This is a genomic window from Streptomyces sp. NBC_00210, from assembly GCF_045160975.1.
Taxonomy (GTDB): Bacteria; Actinomycetota; Actinomycetes; order Streptomycetales; family Streptomycetaceae; genus Streptomyces.
In genome coordinates, this window is the sequence record NZ_CP108120.1 from 5,662,838 (window position 1) to 5,680,213 (window position 17,376).

The 17,376-nt window shown below is 67.3% G+C and carries 14 protein-coding genes and 1 tRNA gene; 12 read left to right on the forward strand and 3 right to left on the reverse strand.

The features are described from left to right. Positions 1-5: 5 nt before the first annotated feature. Positions 6-1,178, forward strand: a complete 1,173-nt coding sequence (locus OG729_RS25665; RefSeq protein WP_405811285.1) for a TIR domain-containing protein — start codon at positions 6-8, stop codon at positions 1,176-1,178. Positions 1,179-2,346: 1,168 nt separating this feature from the next. Here the strand turns inward: OG729_RS25665 and OG729_RS25670 are convergent. Then, on the reverse strand, positions 2,347-3,501 hold the full coding sequence (locus tag OG729_RS25670; RefSeq protein WP_405808239.1) for an XRE family transcriptional regulator: 1,155 nt from the start codon (positions 3,499-3,501) through the stop codon (positions 2,347-2,349). 192 nt (positions 3,502-3,693) lie between these two features. On the opposite strand from OG729_RS25670, the gene OG729_RS25675 reads away from it, so the two are divergent. The 6 genes from OG729_RS25675 (at position 3,694) to OG729_RS25700 (ending at position 8,134) form a co-directional block, all read left to right on the forward strand. After that, positions 3,694-4,764 (forward strand): hypothetical protein, encoded by a 1,071-nt coding sequence (locus tag OG729_RS25675; RefSeq protein ID WP_405808240.1) that lies wholly within the window; start codon positions 3,694-3,696, stop codon positions 4,762-4,764. Beyond that, a complete protein-coding gene (locus tag OG729_RS25680) occupies positions 4,761-4,964 on the forward strand; it encodes a helix-turn-helix transcriptional regulator (RefSeq protein WP_405808241.1) in 204 nt (67 codons plus the stop codon). Before OG729_RS25675 ends, OG729_RS25680 begins: the two co-directional genes overlap by 4 nt. Further along, positions 4,964-6,352, forward strand: coding sequence for a tyrosine-type recombinase/integrase (locus tag OG729_RS25685; protein ID WP_405808242.1), 1,389 nt, complete (start codon positions 4,964-4,966; stop codon positions 6,350-6,352). Before OG729_RS25680 ends, OG729_RS25685 begins: the two co-directional genes overlap by 1 nt. 284 nt (positions 6,353-6,636) lie before the next feature. After that, complete coding sequence (locus OG729_RS25690) at positions 6,637-6,816, forward strand: DUF397 domain-containing protein (RefSeq protein ID WP_405808243.1); 180 nt, start codon at positions 6,637-6,639, stop codon at positions 6,814-6,816. Positions 6,817-6,863: 47 nt separating this feature from the next. Next, positions 6,864-7,460, forward strand: a complete 597-nt coding sequence (locus OG729_RS25695) for a DUF6082 family protein (RefSeq protein WP_405808244.1) — start codon at positions 6,864-6,866, stop codon at positions 7,458-7,460. 347 nt (positions 7,461-7,807) lie between these two features. After that, positions 7,808-8,134, forward strand: coding sequence for a GYD domain-containing protein (locus OG729_RS25700; protein WP_366732793.1), 327 nt, complete (start codon positions 7,808-7,810; stop codon positions 8,132-8,134). Between the two features lie 337 nt (positions 8,135-8,471). Here OG729_RS25700 and OG729_RS25705 read toward each other — a convergent pair. Then, a tRNA-Arg gene (locus OG729_RS25705) sits at positions 8,472-8,544 on the reverse strand. A 316-nt stretch (positions 8,545-8,860) separates the two neighbouring features. On the opposite strand from OG729_RS25705, the gene OG729_RS25710 reads away from it, so the two are divergent. The 4 genes from OG729_RS25710 to OG729_RS25725 all read left to right on the forward strand — a co-directional run bounded on the left by OG729_RS25710 (position 8,861) and on the right by OG729_RS25725 (position 14,568). Continuing rightward, positions 8,861-10,462 (forward strand): dynamin family protein, encoded by a 1,602-nt coding sequence (locus tag OG729_RS25710; RefSeq protein WP_360876103.1) that lies wholly within the window; start codon positions 8,861-8,863, stop codon positions 10,460-10,462. A gap of 5 nt (positions 10,463-10,467) precedes the next feature. After that, a complete protein-coding gene (locus tag OG729_RS25715; RefSeq protein ID WP_405808245.1) occupies positions 10,468-12,258 on the forward strand; it encodes a GTPase in 1,791 nt (596 codons plus the stop codon). Positions 12,259-12,377: 119 nt separating this feature from the next. Further along, positions 12,378-12,917, forward strand: coding sequence for a single-stranded DNA-binding protein (locus OG729_RS25720; protein ID WP_405808246.1), 540 nt, complete (start codon positions 12,378-12,380; stop codon positions 12,915-12,917). A gap of 310 nt (positions 12,918-13,227) precedes the next feature. Beyond that, positions 13,228-14,568: an LAETG motif-containing sortase-dependent surface protein gene (locus tag OG729_RS25725; protein ID WP_405808247.1), complete on the forward strand. Its 1,341-nt coding sequence runs from the start codon at positions 13,228-13,230 to the stop codon at positions 14,566-14,568. A gap of 319 nt (positions 14,569-14,887) precedes the next feature. On the opposite strand, the gene OG729_RS25730 is transcribed toward OG729_RS25725, so the two are convergent. Beyond that, positions 14,888-15,472: a hypothetical protein gene (locus tag OG729_RS25730; RefSeq protein WP_405808248.1), complete on the reverse strand. Its 585-nt coding sequence runs from the start codon at positions 15,470-15,472 to the stop codon at positions 14,888-14,890. 239 nt (positions 15,473-15,711) lie between these two features. Between OG729_RS25730 and ettA the strand changes: the two genes are divergently transcribed. Then, a complete protein-coding gene (gene ettA, locus OG729_RS25735) occupies positions 15,712-17,376 on the forward strand; it encodes an energy-dependent translational throttle protein EttA (protein WP_360875998.1) in 1,665 nt (554 codons plus the stop codon).

A 17,376-nucleotide genomic window follows, 5' to 3' on the forward strand; every position in this document is an offset into this window, starting at 1 on the left:
GGCCAGTGCCGCCCGGGCGAGGGGGCGGCGGTCGTCCGACTGATCCCACCGACAGCGCTGACGGGGTTGGTTCTTGCTGGTACTTCCTCAGCTATTCGGAACAGCTCGAACACCGTTCCAGGGTGGAGCGATTCCACCACGACATCGAATCCGAAATCCGCGGCCTCCTTGGAAACGATGCCCCGGGCGGCGGATTCATGGATGTCGAGGACATCAGGACGAGCGAACGGTGGCGGCCCCGGCTATGGAACGCTGCCCGCAGCGCCGTGTGCATGATTGTGCTCTACTCCGCCAGCTACTTCGGGAGCGAGTGGTGCGGACGGGAGTGGGCGGTCTTCGTCGAACGCATTCGCCGGCACGAGAGCCAGGGCGGCCAGGCTCGCTACCTAATCGGCATTGTCTGGCGGCGCGGTCCGAAGTTGTGGCCAGCGGGCGTGGAGCAGTTTCAGTACATGAGTCAGGCGTTTGGCAGCATGTACGAGCGGCATGGCCTGTTCCACGTTGTCCCCGACGGAGATACGGCGAGCGAAGAGTACAAGGAAATCGTGCGTGCGGTGGCCTTGGAGGTTGCCGATGCCGTTGAACGCCCAGAGATTCCCGCTATCGCCGCGGAGGAAGCTCAGGCGATCGTCCCCCTGTTCGGCCAGAGCGTTCTGCGCACCGTCGACATCGTCGTCAGCTACGCTGGCGAAGATGTCGACGCCGCGTGGGGGCAATGGATGATCTTCCAGCTCCGAGACGCCGGATACAGTGTCGACGGTCACGTTCTTTCCCACACCAGCAGGCAAACGGTCGACGTCATACGGAACTCCCTGCGCCGCGCACACAAGGTGATCATGGTCCTCTCCGACCACTACCTCACGACAGGCGACATGACCGACGTCGCCCTGGACGAGGCGCTCGCCGACGAATCCTCAGACTGGCAGCGCCTGTTCCCTGTCGTTCTCGCCTCCCGCTTACAGCGGCCCCTGCCCAACAGGATCCAGGAGATCTCCGACGTCTCTCTCGGCGGGCCAGAAGAGAAGGTGGCCAGGGAGACCCTCCTCCAAGTCGCTGCCACCCCCTCTCGGGGGCGTCAGCAGCGCCCCAGGTATCCCGGCTTCCCTGGCGTAGCCGCGCCACCTGCCCCGGACGGAGGGAGCGCTCAAACCGGGGCGAGTCCCCCCGACGCTGCGTGACATGGACTCATTCCCACTGCCCGATGACTTCGAGGTCGCTGACGCGATCGAGGGCCGGTACACGGTCAACGGTAGCCAGCAATTCATCTGCCACCGATCCCGAAGGACTCTCAGTGGTCGTGTGTCCGCCACACGCTTTGAACCGTCGTGGCGTGAGTCGCCGTGGGTTCAAGTCTCACTCCCACGGCTTCCATCCGCGGCACCGACGCTGCCCTGAGTGCCCATGTCGTCCTTTGTATCGGACTGATCCACAGGGTGCCAACAATTCAAATGAGCTACGTGACGCCTGACAGTGGAAGGGTAACTCCGAGGTCAGTTCTAATGTGACTCAAGAGTTGCTTGTGGCGCTCATTCATAATGCCCACCATCCGATCTATTTCCTCCTGGTTGATGGTGCCGATCGTGTTCGCCTGAGTCGCATACATCTGCCCCATCAGCGATCTTTATGCCTCCCGTACGTCATCTGAACCAACGAGCTCCAAGACGGCCCATGCGTCACTTATTTGATCTGTTGTGGACTTCCAGTCGAATCGCCGAAGCGCCTGTCGCTCTCTTTCTTGTTCCTCTGGTGTTGAGTGGGGCCAGGGGTGACCCCATTGGGGGAGATTAGCGAGCCAAGGGTCGAGCTGGCCGAGCAGATTAAGTGAAGCCTGACGCCTTTCTTCTGCCCAGCGGCGATTATCTTCGCGAACCCATCGCTCACGTTCCTCGGCTATTTCGTGAAGGCGTTGAGTATCTGCTTGTTCTTTTTCGTGTCGCATCCTTTCCTTTTCGCGCTGATCCGCGCGCCATTGGTTAAATAGCAGGCTAGATGCTGTGACGGCAGCTCCCAGTAGGTAACCCCAGACACCGTTCATTGGTTCAGTCTGCACAAACTGACCTTCGGTGTAGGCGGTTTCATGTGGATTCCCGACAGACTGACCGCCTCTACTACGGCGATGTCCGGGATCACAGGTCGGCGGGAGGGGCTTTGGGCTGGAGCTCCAATGGGGCGAGAGATCGGGGCCCGTAAGCTCCCCGCGACTCGGGCAGTCTCTGCACCTGCCCGCAATAGCCCGATGTGGGCCCCGATCTTCGAGACTCGCCCCATGGTGGCTGCGTAAAGCTGCGGAGCCGACGGCCCCAGCCCCGTGTCGGCCGTTTCTTGCCTCGGCCAAGTCGTCTCGCTCTAGCCGCGCGACCGGCGTAGCTGGGGGCGGGGCGGAGGCAGGAGCGTCGTCCCCGGTGGTGACGCCGGGGAGCGCGCGGTGAGCGGAGCGAGCCCCCTGTCGCCCTCGCGGGCCGCAGTGACGCCCAACGTGACCCGGGCCTCTGCGTTGCGCATGGGGGAGCGTTCCGTACCGTCGAAGTCGGTGCCGGTGCGCAGGACTTCGTCCGCCAAGGCTCGCGCGAGCCTGTCCTCGCCGACCAGCCGGTAACAGTCCATCGCGTAGAAGTCGAACTTGGCAGGGTCGACGACGAAGTGGTTGTCGAGGTTCTCCGGGTGGGGGAGGCCTTCTAGGAGGCGCCGGCCCCTGTCGAGGGCGACCTCGACTTGGCGGCGGTCGCCGAGGCGTGCCCATGCCTTCGCCTCCTGCGCAGCCAGTTGCACGGCGACGCTGTGGTGAGTGGCAGTCTCCGTCCCGGCCTGGGCGGCCGTGATGACGCCGCGGTAGTCGCCCGTCGTGAGGGCAAACCATGCGCGCATCTCGTGCGCCCATCCTGCGATCTCTGCGTGGTCTGACTCAGTGGCTAAAGCGAGAGCAGTCCTCAGCGTGGACTCCGCCGCGTGGCGGTCGCCGGAGTCGTACTCGACGCAGCCCACCAGGAGTGCGAGCCAGCCGGAGAGAGCGAGCACCTCGCGGTGTTGGGCGAGGGTGAGGCTCTTCGAGTGGAGCTCGACGACGCGGCGCAGCCACCGCCGGCCCTCGATAAGCAGCTGCTCGCTTGGCATGAAGGGGTATTCCGAGCAGAGTCGGTCCGTGGTGATCCGGAGGGCATCGAGCGTCGCGTTGTCGACGTCGGAGCGGTTCAGGCGGCTGACGATTTCCAGGGTCTCCATGCCGCTTGCGGCAAGGATCTCGCTGTTGCCGTCGCGTCGGCTCGGAGCGGGGAAGAGCGCGTGCGTGACCGTGCCGAAGAGTGCCGCGATGATCGGCCGGTAGAACTCGCTGGGGAGTGAGCCGGACTCCCACCGCTTCCACTGGCGGATCATGCTGTCGTCCGTCGGCAACTCGGTTGGGGCGTGGGCTCGCAGGGCACGCACTGCGTCACGCTGTGACCAGTCTCGTACCGCTTGCTCGGCTGCGATGCGCCGTGCCCACGCGGGCCTGTCGTCGCTCATTCGCCCTCCTCGGGATGCCGTACTGCGAGTCTGCCGCGCCCGCTGGGGGGACAGGCAAGAGGACAGCGGGGGGACATCGCGGTGTCCCCGTGCCTCAGCCGGTGCCCCCAGCTCTGTCACTTATCGCCGGGTGGCTCACTCCTGCATGGTGTCCCCAGTTCACGCACCACCCGAAGCGGCGCGTTCTTCAAGGTGCGTGCGCTCTGCCGCGCCGTCACCGGTGACGGCATGGTCGACCGCACGCTCGACACCGACGACGACGTCGTCGTCCTCGAATTCCGCCGGGTGCTGGCCATGACCACCATCGACGCCGGCGCTCTCGCGGGCGACCTCGCCGAACGGCTGCTGACCATCGAGCTGCACACCATCCCGGATCGAAACCGCCGGGAGGAAGCGGAACTTGACCGCGCGTATCGCGACGCGCACCCCAGCATTCTCGCCTCGCTCTTCGACCTGCTCGCGGAAGTCCTGCGGGTACTTCCCGACGTCGAACTCACCCACCGGCCGCGCATGGCCGACTTCGCCCGCGTCCTGGCGGCCGTCGACCACGTCACCGGCTGGGACACCCAAGGCAGTTACCGCGCCACTGCCGCGGACGCTGTCGCCGACGTCCTCGAAGGCGAGCCCTTTGCTCGCGCGGTCGTCGACCTCGTACGGGCCGCCGGGCATGCCGGAGTGTGCATGACGGCGGCGGACATCCTCGGGAAGATCGCCACCCCGGAAAAGCTGCCGCGGAAGTGGCCCAAGGATGCCACCCGCGCCGGCGGACAACTCAAGCGCCTCGCCCCCGCCTTACGGGCGATCGGTTACGACGTCGACGACACCCAGAGGGAAACGGAGGGTAACCGGTCACGGCTCTACCGCATCACGTCAGTAGAGAGTCCTTGCATTTCAGCACCCGGAGCGCCCGCAGCACCCGCCACCGCCACCGACCAGCATGAACGCCCGGGTGCTGGGACCGGCCTCAGCACCCGAACAGCACCCGGCAGCACCCGCGAGCACCCGATTCCGGGTGCTGCGGGTGCTGCACCGGGTGCTGTGAAGCTGCCAGCACCCGGCACCCGCACCCACCCTGAGCAGGGCGAACTGTCCCATCCGGGTGCTGCGGGCGCTCCGGGTGCTGGGATGCAGCCTCTCTCTGCTCAGGTCCCCTCGACGATCACGCTCTGTGGCGTCTGCCGGACCTCGCTCGATCCCGCGTTCGCCGCCGCGGGTGGGACTACTCATCCGTGCTGCGACCCGACCGAGAGGACCGAGCAGTGACGGCGGCCGCGTACCACTCGCGAGACGACAAGCTCACGATCAAGGAGATCTGCAAAGACCTGAAGATCTCGCGCTCCACTTTCTACGACTGGCGCGCGAAGGGGCGCGCCCCCCTCTGCATAAAGCTGCCGAACGGTGACCTTCGGATCCGGCGCAGCGACTATGACCGCTGGTTGGACGGTCGGGAGGACAGCGCCTGATGGACACGACGTACAACGTCAAGATCTGGAAGACCTCGGTCTACAGGGGCAAGCGCAAGTCCTCGTACACCGTGCGCTGGGAACTGGAAGGCCGGGAATGGCGTCAGCCGTTCGCCACATCGGCCCTCGCGGACTCCTTCCGCTCCGAGCTGGTCAGCGCTACTCGCCGGGGTGAGGCATTCAGCCTCACGACAGGCCGCCCCGTCTCCCACCAGTCCGGAGCGAGCGCGGCGAGCTGGTACGAATTCTCGATCCGCTTCGCAGACGCCCAATGGCGCCGGACTTCTGGCAACAACCGGAAGAACGTCGCCAAGGCCTTGATGACCACCACCATCGCCCTGCTTCGCGCACCTCTCCCGAGCAGGTTCGCGCCGGTCGATGTCCGCACCGCGATGCGGGAGTTCGCGTACAACACCCGGCGCAGGCCGGAGGCTCCGCCGGACGTGGCGCAGATCCTCCAGTGGGTCGAACGCAATTCGCTGTCCATGGCCGCATGGGAGGACCCCCGAAAGGTCGACGAGGCGCTGCATGCGCTCGCCACCAAGCTGGACGGCACGACCGCCGCAGCATCCTCGGTCAAACGCAACCGCCGGATCCTGAACGTCGCCCTTGAGTACGCAGTGACCCACAAGGTCCTGAGTGCGAACCCCCTGCCGAAGAGCCCGGGCACAACGCCGAAGACGTCGTCAGCGGTCGACAAGCGGGCCCTCATCAATCCGGCACACGCTGCGGGACTGCTGGGCTGGATATGGCACCGTCCGCGCGGTGGACAGCGCCTCCACGCGTTCTTCGCCACGATGTACTACACGGGACCGCGCCCCGAGGAAGTCGTGGCGATGCGCGTGCTGGACGCGCAGCTGCCGGACACAGACGCCGAAGACCAATGGGGAGAACTGCTCTTCCACACGGCTCAACCCGAGGTGGGCAAGCGGTGGACTGACAGCGGCGAAGTCCACGAGGAACGCGGGCTCAAGGGGCGTGCGAAGCATGACACCCGAGTTGTGCCATGCCGTCCCGCGCTGACGAGGATTCTGCGAGAGCACATAGCGGCTGAAGAGCTGAAGCCCGGTGACCTGCTCTTCCCGGGAGAGAAGGGAGACTTGCTGGCCGGCTCGGTCATCCGCCGGGCTTGGCGAACGTCCAGAGAGAAGGTCCTAACTCCGGAGGAGTACGCGTCGCCCCTCGCCAGGCGCGTGTACGACCTGCGGCACACCTGCCTGACCACGTGGCTCAACAACGGGGTTCCACCCGCTCAGGTCGCGGAGTGGGCCGGCAACAGCGTGCCGGTCCTGCTCGCCACGTACGCCCGCTGCATCTCGGGGCAGCTCCGGGACCACCAGGTGCGCATCGAGGCCGCTGGCGACCTGCCCGATCTGACAGCGGGCTGACGTCGCCGGAATCTTCACCGCGTATTCTCAGCAGCCATCCGCAGAAACCCGGTCACAGTTGTACAGCGCCGGATCCCTCCGACCGGTGTCGGGGCGGTCCGGCGCTTACGCCGTGAACATTGCGCATGGGCGGTGGCCGATCGAGCAGCCATGCACCTCATGCACTGCTGGCGTTACTTGCGACTGATCGCCCTTGCTTCACAGCCCTCAACTGCACGGAGCGGATGATCCCCTTCCCAATTCGAGTTGCGTCATCATGATGGTGCCTGACGGAGGGGGAGAACGTGTTGAACGAAGCGGCATGGCGCAGCGGCAGCGTTAGCGGGCAAACTTGTCTTGAAGCTCGCTGCCGAGCCGAGCAAATATTCGTGCGTGATTCAAAATGTCCAAGTCGGCCACATCTTTGCTTCGGATTGGGTGCGTGGAATGCGTTCCTGGTCGGCGTCCGCTTTGGCGTTCTGTAGTGGCTCGCCTCCACGGAGTCGGGACTGTTCGGTGGACCCGATGGACAATGATCGGGGCTGCAATCATGATTATTGCTGCCTTAACCCCTTTTATTTTGACTTGGTGGGCGCCCAGCGGTTTGAACTGGGCGAAGCTCAGCGACATAAGTCAGACCTATGCCGCCATCTCCATCCCACTGTCCGGCGCGGCGCTCCTCGGAGTGGCGGTGTCGACCTCATTCCAGGCGCGGCAATTGCGCATCGAAAATCAAGAGCGCTACCGCTCTGCGCACCGCGAACTGCTTACGATGTCACTAAGTGATGACCAGCTGACTGTCTGCTGGGAGCCGCCGAGTGCGCCGATCAGCCGTGAAAAATATCGGCAGCACTTGTTCATCAATATGGTCATCAGCTCTTGGCATGCGGAGTACGTAACCGGGCGTAGCGGTGCCGCGCACATCAAGTTCACAGCCGCCCGGGTAATGCGGGGAGAGCTCTTCCGCGAGTTCTGGGACCTTTACGGGACGGTGTGGGCAGCGGAGGCTGAAACAGTTGGGGCAGGCAGTATTCAATTCGTGGATATAATGAACGAAGCGTTGCGCATTGCCGGTTCTCTAGGGCCACCCGTGAGCCCAGGAGACTACTTTTCGCCTAACAGGGGTTAAAAAACGGGTGCCGCGCAAGAGGCGGGTTTGACGGGCTTCCCATACGTCCGTATTGCCCCTGGTCTTGCTCGGCACTGCCCCAGGGCTGATGCGTTCTCAGGTTATGAGATGAAGTAGCTCGCACGCGGGGGCTGGGTGTGACCGGTAGTCGTCATGCGGACCGAACCGTACGCGGACGTATCAGCCACCGTGTACGAGGCAGGCCAGAGCGCCCGGGTAGGTCGCTCACCCGTTGGCTGTGGCCGTGCCGGTCATCGTCCCCCAGCCGTTCGGGGGATACACGGGCCGCATCCGGCGCGTTTCCCGCCCCGCGGGGGCATCCCTTGGTGGAACGAAAGGGAGACATGATGCCGCTCTATCTATCGAGGTTCAGCTACACACCGGAGACTTGGGCGAGGCTGATTGTCCACCCCGAGGACCGTGCAAAGGCCGCTCAGTCGTACATCGAGTCCGTCGGCGGGAAGCTCCACGGCTTCTGGTACGCCTTCGGAACGCACGACGGCTACAACCTGTGGGAGGCCCCCGACAACGTGTCCATGGCCGCGGTTGCGCTGGCGATTAGTGGAGGCGGCGCGCTTAGCTCGTTCGAGACGACAGTTCTCCTGACCGTCGATGAAACCATGGACGCCCTGCGCAAAGCCGAACGAGTCCAGTACCGGGCGCCGGGCGCGTAGCGGTGCGGGCCGATGCGTTCTCTGGTGACGATACGAGCGGTTCGCCCTGTGTGGTCATTCGCGCCCACCAGTGCCTTTACGGGACCAGGCGAGCATCGAGGCCGTCGGCGACCTGCTCGATCTGACGCAGGGCTGACGCGAGCCGCCGGAAACTTCACCGCGTATTCTCCGCAGCCACCCGCAGAAACCCGGTGACAGCCGGACCGCGCCGGACCGCGATGGTGATCACCGAGAGCGGTCCGGCGCTTACGCGTCTGCTACGCCCGCCCCGCTAGGGTGCCTCTGACCAGCAAAAAGACCCTCCGGGGTGGAGGGTCTGTCGGTCGTGCTGGCTGTGCGCCCCCGGCAGGACTCGAACCTGCGGCCAAGCGCTTAGAAGGCGCCTGCTCTATCCACTGAGCTACGGGGGCCGGATTGTGGCCTCGGTGGCCTGGAGCCCCTGATGGGTGGTCCGTGACCTTGCCGGGGACAAGGATAGGGCTCCGATCGCCTTGACCCGGTTGCTTCACCTGCGTGGCACGATGTGGAGGTTCGGTGAAGCGAACCGATAATCGCAGGCAGGTGCGTTTCCTGCACCGCTTTTGACGCCTCACGTCTCGGGTGTTGTGCACTCGTTATGCCTGCGCCCCACTCGTCCCGTCTGTCCCGACCGTTCGACCGGCGCGCAGAGAGTGCCATACGCTTCAAAATCCCACCAGAATTGGGCATTCTTCGCATGTGGTGACCTTGGATGCACGGCCTCAGCTGATTGACGCACTATCCGCCCTCCGCGACCGTGTCGCCGCCGTGCGTCTCCCTCTCCCCCTTCCCGGTGCTCCGCGTGCCCGGCAGACACGTGATGAGCTGCTTGCACAGCTCGACGACTATCTCGTGCCCCGGCTCAAGGAGCCCGAAGCGCCCCTGCTCGCGGTTGTCGGCGGGTCCACCGGGGCCGGGAAGTCGACGCTCGTCAATTCCCTTGTTGGCCGGCGGGTCAGCGAGGCGGGGGTGCTGCGGCCCACCACGCGGATTCCCGTGCTCGTGTGCCATCCGGACGATCACCACTGGTTCGCGGGGATGCGGGTGCTGCCCCAGCTCACCCGCGTATGGCTGCCGCAGCAGGACGAGACCCAGGCAGCGGAGGACGGCGGGCGCGAGGCCGGGGAGGAGGGATCGTTGCGGATCGAGACCGCCGTCACGCTGCCCCGCGGCCTTGCGCTGCTCGACGCGCCTGATATCGACTCGCTCGTCGTCGAGAACCGGCTGCTTGCCGCCGAGTTGATCTGTGCCGCCGACGTCTGGGTGATGGTGACGACGGCCTCGCGGTACGCGGACGCCGTGCCGTGGCATCTGCTGCGTACTGCGAAGCAGTACGACGCCACCCTGGTCGCGGTGCTCGACAGGGTGCCGCACCAGGTCGTCGAGGATGTCTCGCGGCAGTACGCGGCGCTGCTGACCAAGGCCGGGCTCGGCGAGGTGCCGCGGTTCACGATCCCGGAGCTGCCCGAGTCTGCGGGCGGCGGCAGCGGGCTGCTGCCCACCACGGCCGTGGCCCCGCTGTTCGCCTGGCTGGCCCACCGGGCGCAGGACCCGGCGGCCAGACAGCAGGCCGTGGGGCGTACGGCGGCAGGCGTGATCGACTCGCTCAACGCGCGGATGCCCGAGCTCGCGGCGGCCGTGGCCGGGCAGTACGCCGCGGCGCTGCGGCTCACGGCCACGGTCGAGGAGTCGTACGAGAAGGAGCGCGAGCGGGTACGCAGGCAGCTCCGGTCCGGCGCGGTGCTCGCCGGGGACGCCCGGACCCGTTGGCGCGGCTTTCCGCGTGACAGTTCCGCGGGCGAGGTGCTGGACTCCCTGGTCGGCAGCCTGTCCGCGCTGTTGCAGTGCGCCGTCGCCGCCGCTGACGAGCGGGTGCAGGAGGCCTGGCGGCGGGAGCCGGCCGCCGGGGCAGTCGTCGCACAGGGGCGGCTCGACCTGGAGGCGGCGGAGCGGATCGGGATCGCTGTACGCCGCTGGCGGCGGGAGCTTGAGGAGCTCGCCGACGAGGAGGCGCGGCGGCTGGAGCGGACCGTGGCGCCCGACCCCGAGACACTGGCCGCGCTGGTGGCGGCCGCGTTGCTCGGCGGGCGGCGGGCGCGAGGCGCGGGGGAGCGGCTCGCCGAGCGGATCGGGGCGCAGGGTGCGCTGCGGCTGCGCGACAAGGGCGGCGAGCTCATGGCGACGTACATCGACGGCGTACTGCACAGCGAGCGCGACCGCCGCCTCGCACCCCTCGACGCACTGGAAGTGACCCCCGAGCCACAGGCCGAGTTGATCGCCGCGCTGTCCGTACTGCAGAAGGAGAGGTGACGGCGGTGACCGCCATCACTGACGACGAGAACGAGACCGGCGACCGCTGGGACGACGGGCTGATCGCCCGCCGGGCAGGCGGCGCGGACGCCACGGTGGCGGAGGAGGAAGCAGAGGAGACGCAGGCCGAGGAGGAGGACGAGCCGATCGGCGGGGCGTACGTCGGGCCGCTGCGAGTACGTCTCGACGCGCTGCGCGAACTCGTCGGTCTCTCACGCACCCGGCTGGACGGGCAGACCCTCGCCGAGGCGGGCCGGGTCCTCGACGAGGCCGCCGCCCGCCAGCGGCTCTCCTCGAGGCACACCGTCGTCGCCATCGCGGGCGCAACCGGAAGCGGGAAGTCCACGCTCTTCAACGCACTCGCCCAGGTGCCCATCTCGGAAACCGGGCTGCGCAGGCCCACCACCACAGGACCGATCGCCTGCGCCTGGTCGGAGGGCGCGGCCGGACTGCTCGACCGGCTCGCCATCCCGCCACGCCTGCGGCGCAGGCCCCTGGCGGGCGGCGACGAGGAGCTGTCCGGTCTCGTGCTGGTCGATCTGCCCGATCACGACTCGGCGGTGGTCAAGCACCGGGAGCAGGTGGACCGGGTCGTGGCACTGGTGGACGCGGTGATCTGGGTGGTCGACCCGGAGAAGTACGCGGACGCCGCACTGCACGAGCGGTATCTGCGGCCGCTCGCCGGGCATGCGGAGATCACCTTCGTGGTGCTCAACCAGGTGGACCGGCTGCCCGGCGAGGCCGCCGACCAGGTGCTCGACGATCTGCGCCGGCTTCTCGACGAGGACGGAATCGCGCTTGGCGAACACGGTGATCCGGGTGCCACCGTGCTCGCGCTCTCCGCGCTCACGGGGGAGGGCGTCGACGAACTGCGCCACCTGATCGGGCAGTTCGTAAACGAGCGTGATGCCGCCGCGCGACGGCTGTCCGCCGATGTGGACGCGGCCGCGGCCAAGCTCCGCGCCGTCTATGTGGCCGACGGGCGGACCGGTCTCGGTGAGCGCTCGCGCGAGGACTTCGCGGCGCGGCTGGCGGAGGCGATCGGTGCGAAGGCGGCCGGTGAGACGGCGGAGCGCGAGTGGCGCAGGCACGCGGGCCGGGCGTGCGGGACGCCGTGGCTGCGGCTGTGGCGCTGGTATGAGGGCACGGGCCTGCCGGGGGATGCCGGGGCTGGGTCCGCGGCGCCGGTGGAGGACGAGCTCACCGCGCGGCAACGGGTCGAGCAGGCGGTGCGTACGGTCGCGGACGAGGCGGCCGCGGGGCTGCCGGCGCCGTGGGCGCAGGCGGTGCGCGAGGCGGCGGTGCGGGGGGCCGAGGGGCTGCCGGAGGCGCTGGACGAGCTGGCGGCACGCGAGGCGGCGGTGACGAGCGGGCGACCGCTGCGGCCCGCATGGTGGCCGGCCGCGGTACTGGCGCAGGCGTCGATGACACTGCTTCAGATCTACGGCGGGCTGTGGCTGGTCTGCCAGATCATCGGCGTACTGGAGCCGGGGCTGCTGCTTCCGGCGATGCTGATGCTCGCGGGGATCGTGGGCGGGCCGCTGGTGGAGTGGGCGTGCGCGGCGGCCGCTCGGGGGCCGGCGCGGCGGTACGGGCAGGATGCCCAGCGGCGGCTGCAGGAAGCGGCGGCCGGGTGCGGGCGGGCGAAGGTGCTCGATCCGGTCGCGGGGGAGCTCATGCGCTACCGGGAAGTGCGGGAGCAGTTCGCGACGGTGTCGGGGAAGGCGGGGGCGGGCGTCGGCCCGAGGCCCGGTTCCGTGGTTGGCGGAGGTGGGACGGTACGGCTTCTGGGGTGACGGAGTTGTGCACAGCCGCGCTGTCGTCCACAGGCGTCAGCGGGTTCTTCCCATCCGGTCCAGCATGGAGATCGGCCGGTACGGACTGGCTGGGGCAACAGGACGGGGAGGTGGCCGTCGTGAACGACACGATGGTGACAGTGGTGGGCAATGTCGCCACGAATGTGGAGTACCGGGAGACGGCGACAGGCGGGGTGGCGCGATTCCGTTTCGCGGTGACGCCACGGCGGTTCGACCGGCAGAGCGGAAGCTGGACGGACGGACATACCAGCTTCTACACGGTGTTCGCCTGGCGATCTCTCGCCATGAATCTCGCCGGATCGGTCTCGGTCGGTGAACCTCTTCTTGTTCATGGGCGGTTGAAAGTGCGCGAGGAGGAACGGGACGGGCAGCGCAGGACGTCGGCCGAGATCGACGCGGTGGCGGTGGGGCACGATCTGACGCGCGGGACCGCGGCATTTCGCCGCGTGGTGAAGGCGGAACCGAATCTGAGCGCGCGTCCGGTGGAACGCCCTGCGGAACGGACCGCGGAACGGACCGGCGAACGGGGCGGGGAGCGGACCGCGGAAAGCGCCTGGGATCGTCACGCTGAGCGCCCCTCAGAGCACCCTGTGGGACATTCCGCGGAGGCGCATACGGCACCGACACCCGTGGCCTGACCTGGAGTTGTGGAGATTTGTCGATTCAGGAACGGGGGAACGGCGATGGTCGGACAGTTCGCGATAACGATTCCGAGTCGGAATGGTTGTCTGACGGTATGACGGGGGACTGGGGTGCGCGGCCTCTCTAGGATTTCGGCGTACTCACGGGGCACTTGAGTCTGCAGGCGAGGCACTCCCCCCACGCGTCACGCGCGAAACGCGCACGCGACCACGGCCTCGCCCGGAGGGGAATTCTGTGTTTGCTGTGTTCTCTGCGTCAGCTGTACGCAGGCGGGGCGCTGCTCGTCGGCTTACTGCCGCCGTGTTGATGTCGGGCCTCATTGCGACCGGCTCCATGGCCGGCGCGGGAACGGCCGCCGCCGACGACGGCGTTCAGCACCAGGGCGGCGCAGTCGCCACGCTCGACGGGCTGAAGACCTTCGACCGTGCCGTGCTCCGCACGAAGGGCAGGACTCACGAAATACCCGCCGGGGTGTTCGAGATGACCGTCGACGGCGGCGGCCGGCTGAAGACGTACTGCATCGACATCCACAACCCGACCCAGGATCAGGCCAAGTACCTGGAGACCCCCTGGAACCAGACGTCGCTGGGCGGCAACAAGGACGCGGGCAAGATCCGCTGGATCCTGCAGCACTCCTACCCTCAGGTCGACGACCTGGCGGCACTGGCCAAGGAAGCGGGCAGCGGACCGCTCTCCGAGCGGACCGCCGCGGCGGGCACGCAGGTGGCCATCTGGCGCTACTCGGACGACGCGGACGTCGATGCGCTCGACCCGGCGGCGGAGAAGCTTGCGGACTGGCTGGAGAAGGAGGCCAAGGACGTAGCCGAGCCGAAGGCCTCGCTCAGCCTGGAGGGGAACGCGGTCTCCGGCAAGGCGGGCGGCCGGCTCGGCCCCGTGACGGTCCGCACGGACGGGGGGCAGGTCACCGTGACCCCGCCCGCGGACGCGGCCGCCAGCGGGGTCAGGATCACCGACGTGGCGGGCAAGCCCCTCACCGCCGTCGTCAACGGCGCCCAGCTGTACTTCGACGTCCCGGCGGGCGCGGCGAACGGCTCGGCCACGCTGACCGCGCAGGCCACCACCTCCGTCCCGGTGGGCCGGGCGTTCGCCGGGGTGACCAAGAGCCAGACTCAGATCCTGGCCGGCTCCAGCGAGTCCACGGTCTCCGCGAGCGCGACGGCCACCTGGGCGAAGGCGGGCGCGATACCGGCGCTCTCGGCGAAGAAGAACTGCGCCAAGGGCGGCGTGGACATCACCGCCAGTAACAAGGGCGACGCTGCGTTCACCTTCGAGCTGATGGGCTTCAAGCACACGATCCCGGCCGGTGCGTCCAGGACGGTGACCATCCCGGTCGCCGAGGACCAGGCGTACGACTTCACAATCACCGGGCCCGACGGTTTCAAGAAGACCTTCAAGGGCGTCCTCGACTGCAAGACCAAGGGCACCGCGGGCTCGGACACCCCCTCGTCGCAGCCCAGCCCGGCCTCGGCCGGCGGTACGGCCGCCGGCCTCGAGGGCGACCTCGCCGAGACGGGCAGCTCCAGCGCCACCCCGATGATCGTGGGCATAGCGGTCGCCCTCGTCGTGATCGGCGGCGGCGCGGTCTTCTTCCTTCGCAAGAAGAAGCCGACGGCCACCGATGAGTGAGCGCACCTGAGCGCAATGTGACGCTGCGCTGACGACGGCCCCGGTATGCCTGCGCCTGCCGGGGTCGTTGCCTCGGTGCGGCGAGTGAGAAGACAAGGACCGCCTCATGCTGCGTGGGCCGCCCGGGGGCCGTCGAAGTTGATCCTCACCGAGGATCCCAAGGGCACGTTTTGTTGGAGGTGCGCTCCACATGGATCGCATCGATCTGGATGGCACCCGCGATGGGGCCAAACAGGTTCGAGTTCCAGCCCTTGCGGTCGGCGCGCAGCGTGAGAGCAAGGATGCTTCCAGCGGCTACAGGCAGCAGGAACACGTTGATTCAGAACTGTTTGCCAGTGTCTCCGGGCAGGCCTACGCCGTACACGGGCGTTTGCCAAGTGCCGTTCGCCAGGCTCGCCCGCTGCAGGTTGTAGAGGCGAGCGGTGTTCGGGGCGCCCCTTGCGTCGGACAGGTTCGCCACCCAGATCTCGTAGCCAAAGGGGATCGTGCCCTTCCCCGACACCGAGGTGCAGGTGCCGACGGCGGCGTTCTGGGCGGGCTGAATGCCCTGCCTCAGTTGAGCGACAGCCTTGTCTGGATCAACCTCTATTGCCGGTGCCTGACTGGCCGCCGCCGGCTTTGCATCGGTGCCACCAAGTAGTGAGCGTCCAGGCCAGAAGAGAGCGACGCAGAGTGCAGTGATCACAGCGGTTGCGCCGAGCATCAACTTACGAGCCAAGTCGGCTCGGCTGGTCGTGAGGAACTTCCAAACGAGTCCACAACTCGCTGCGCCCGCGACGGTGATGGCCAACGGCTGCGCAGCGTCCGGCAGATCGGTGAAGGCGCCGGCGAGGATGGTCGCCGCCGAGAGGGCATTGGCCGTGACACTGGAGATGATCAGCGCGCGGTCTGTTGCTGTGGTCATGGGTTCGGTTCTAGCGGAAGAGGGAGCGGGCGAGTGCCCTATGTATGCGACTGACTCCCCTGTGTTACTGAATCAGGACTGATCGTCGGCCCTCTTCCGAGGTGAGGGCTCGCGCGTGCCAAGGGGCAGCCGGTTCCAGGCCAGATCAGGGTCGCCGAAAGTGCCGGTTTCCATCGGGGGATGGACGTACGGCAAGATGGGGTGTATCTGCCCACCCACTTCATGCCGGACGGTTTCTCTTGGCTGAGTACATCTACACGATGCGCAAGACGCGCAAGGCGCACGGCGACAAGGTCATCCTCGATGACGTGACGCTGAGCTTCCTGCCCGGTGCGAAGATCGGTGTGGTCGGCCCCAACGGCGCCGGTAAGTCCACCGTGCTGAAGATCATGGCCGGTCTGGAGCAGCCCTCCAACGGCGACGCGTTCCTCTCGCCCGGGTACACCGTCGGCATCCTGTTGCAGGAGCCGCCGCTCGACGAGTCCAAGACCGTCCTGGAGAACGTCGAGGACGGCGTCCGCGAGGTCAAGGGCAAGCTGGACCGGTTCAACGAGATCGCCGAGCAGATGGCGACCGAGTACACCGACGCGCTGATGGAGGAGATGGGCAAGCTCCAGGAGGACCTCGACCACTCCAACGCCTGGGACCTCGACGCCCAGCTGGAGCAGGCCATGGACGCGCTGGGCTGCCCGCCCGGTGACTGGCCCGTCACCAACCTCTCCGGTGGTGAGAAGCGCCGTGTGGCCCTGTGCAAGCTGCTGCTCGAGGCCCCCGACCTGCTGCTCCTCGACGAGCCCACCAACCACCTGGACGCCGAGTCCGTCCAGTGGCTGGAGGCGCACCTCGCCAAGTACCCCGGCACCGTCGTCGCCATCACCCACGACCGGTACTTCCTGGACAACGTCGCCGAGTGGATCCTCGAGCTCGACCGCGGCCGCGCCCACCCCTACGAGGGCAACTACTCCACCTACCTGGAGAACAAGTCCTCCCGCCTCAAGGTAGAGGGCGCCAAGGACGCGAAGCGCCAGAAGCGTCTGAAGGAAGAGCTCGAGTGGGTCCGCTCCAACGCGAAGGGGCGGCAGGCCAAGTCCAAGGCCCGTCTCGCCCGTTACGAGGAGATGGCCGCCGAGGCCGACAAGATGCGGAAGCTGGACTTCGAGGAGATCCAGATCCCGCCGGGCCCCCGGCTGGGCAGTGTCGTCGTCGAGGTCGAGAACCTCTCCAAGGCCTTCGGCGACAAGGTCCTCATCGACGAGCTCTCCTTCTCGCTGCCGCGGAACGGAATCGTCGGTGTGATCGGTCCGAACGGCGCCGGCAAGACCACGCTGTTCAAGATGATCCAGGGCCTGGAGCAGCCCGACTCCGGTGCGATCAAGGTCGGCGAGACCGTCAAGATCTCGTACGTCGACCAGAGCCGCGCCAACATCGACCCCAAGAAGACCCTGTGGGCCGTCGTCTCCGACGAGCTCGACTACATCAACGTCGGCCAGGTCGAGATGCCGTCCCGCGCCTATGTGTCGGCGTTCGGCTTCAAGGGCCCGGACCAGCAGAAGCCGGCCGGCGTCCTGTCCGGCGGTGAGCGCAACCGCCTCAACCTGGCGCTCACCCTGAAGCAGGGCGGCAACCTGCTGCTCCTCGACGAGCCCACCAACGACCTCGACGTCGAGACGCTCTCCTCCCTGGAGAACGCCCTGCTCGAGTTCCCCGGTGCGGCCGTGGTCGTCTCCCACGACCGCTGGTTCCTCGACCGCGTCGCCACGCACATCCTGGCGTACGAGGGCGACTCCAAGTGGTTCTGGTTCGAGGGCAACTTCGAGTCGTACGAGAAGAACAAGGTCGAGCGACTCGGCCCGGACGCGGCCCGTCCGCACCGTGCCACCTACAAGAAGCTCACCCGGGGCTGA

Coding starts and splice junctions, on each gene's coding strand:
- OG729_RS25670 (WP_405808239.1), bottom strand. CDS start 3,501: ATGAGCGACGACAGGCCCGCGTGGGCACGGCGCATCGCAGCCGAGCAA.
- OG729_RS25685 (WP_405808242.1), top strand. CDS start 4,964: ATGGACACGACGTACAACGTCAAGATCTGGAAGACCTCGGTCTACAGG.
- OG729_RS25695 (WP_405808244.1), top strand. CDS start 6,864: ATGATCGGGGCTGCAATCATGATTATTGCTGCCTTAACCCCTTTTATT.
- OG729_RS25700 (WP_366732793.1), top strand. CDS start 7,808: ATGCCGCTCTATCTATCGAGGTTCAGCTACACACCGGAGACTTGGGCG.
- OG729_RS25725 (WP_405808247.1), top strand. CDS start 13,228: ATGTCGGGCCTCATTGCGACCGGCTCCATGGCCGGCGCGGGAACGGCC.
- OG729_RS25730 (WP_405808248.1), bottom strand. CDS start 15,472: ATGACCACAGCAACAGACCGCGCGCTGATCATCTCCAGTGTCACGGCC.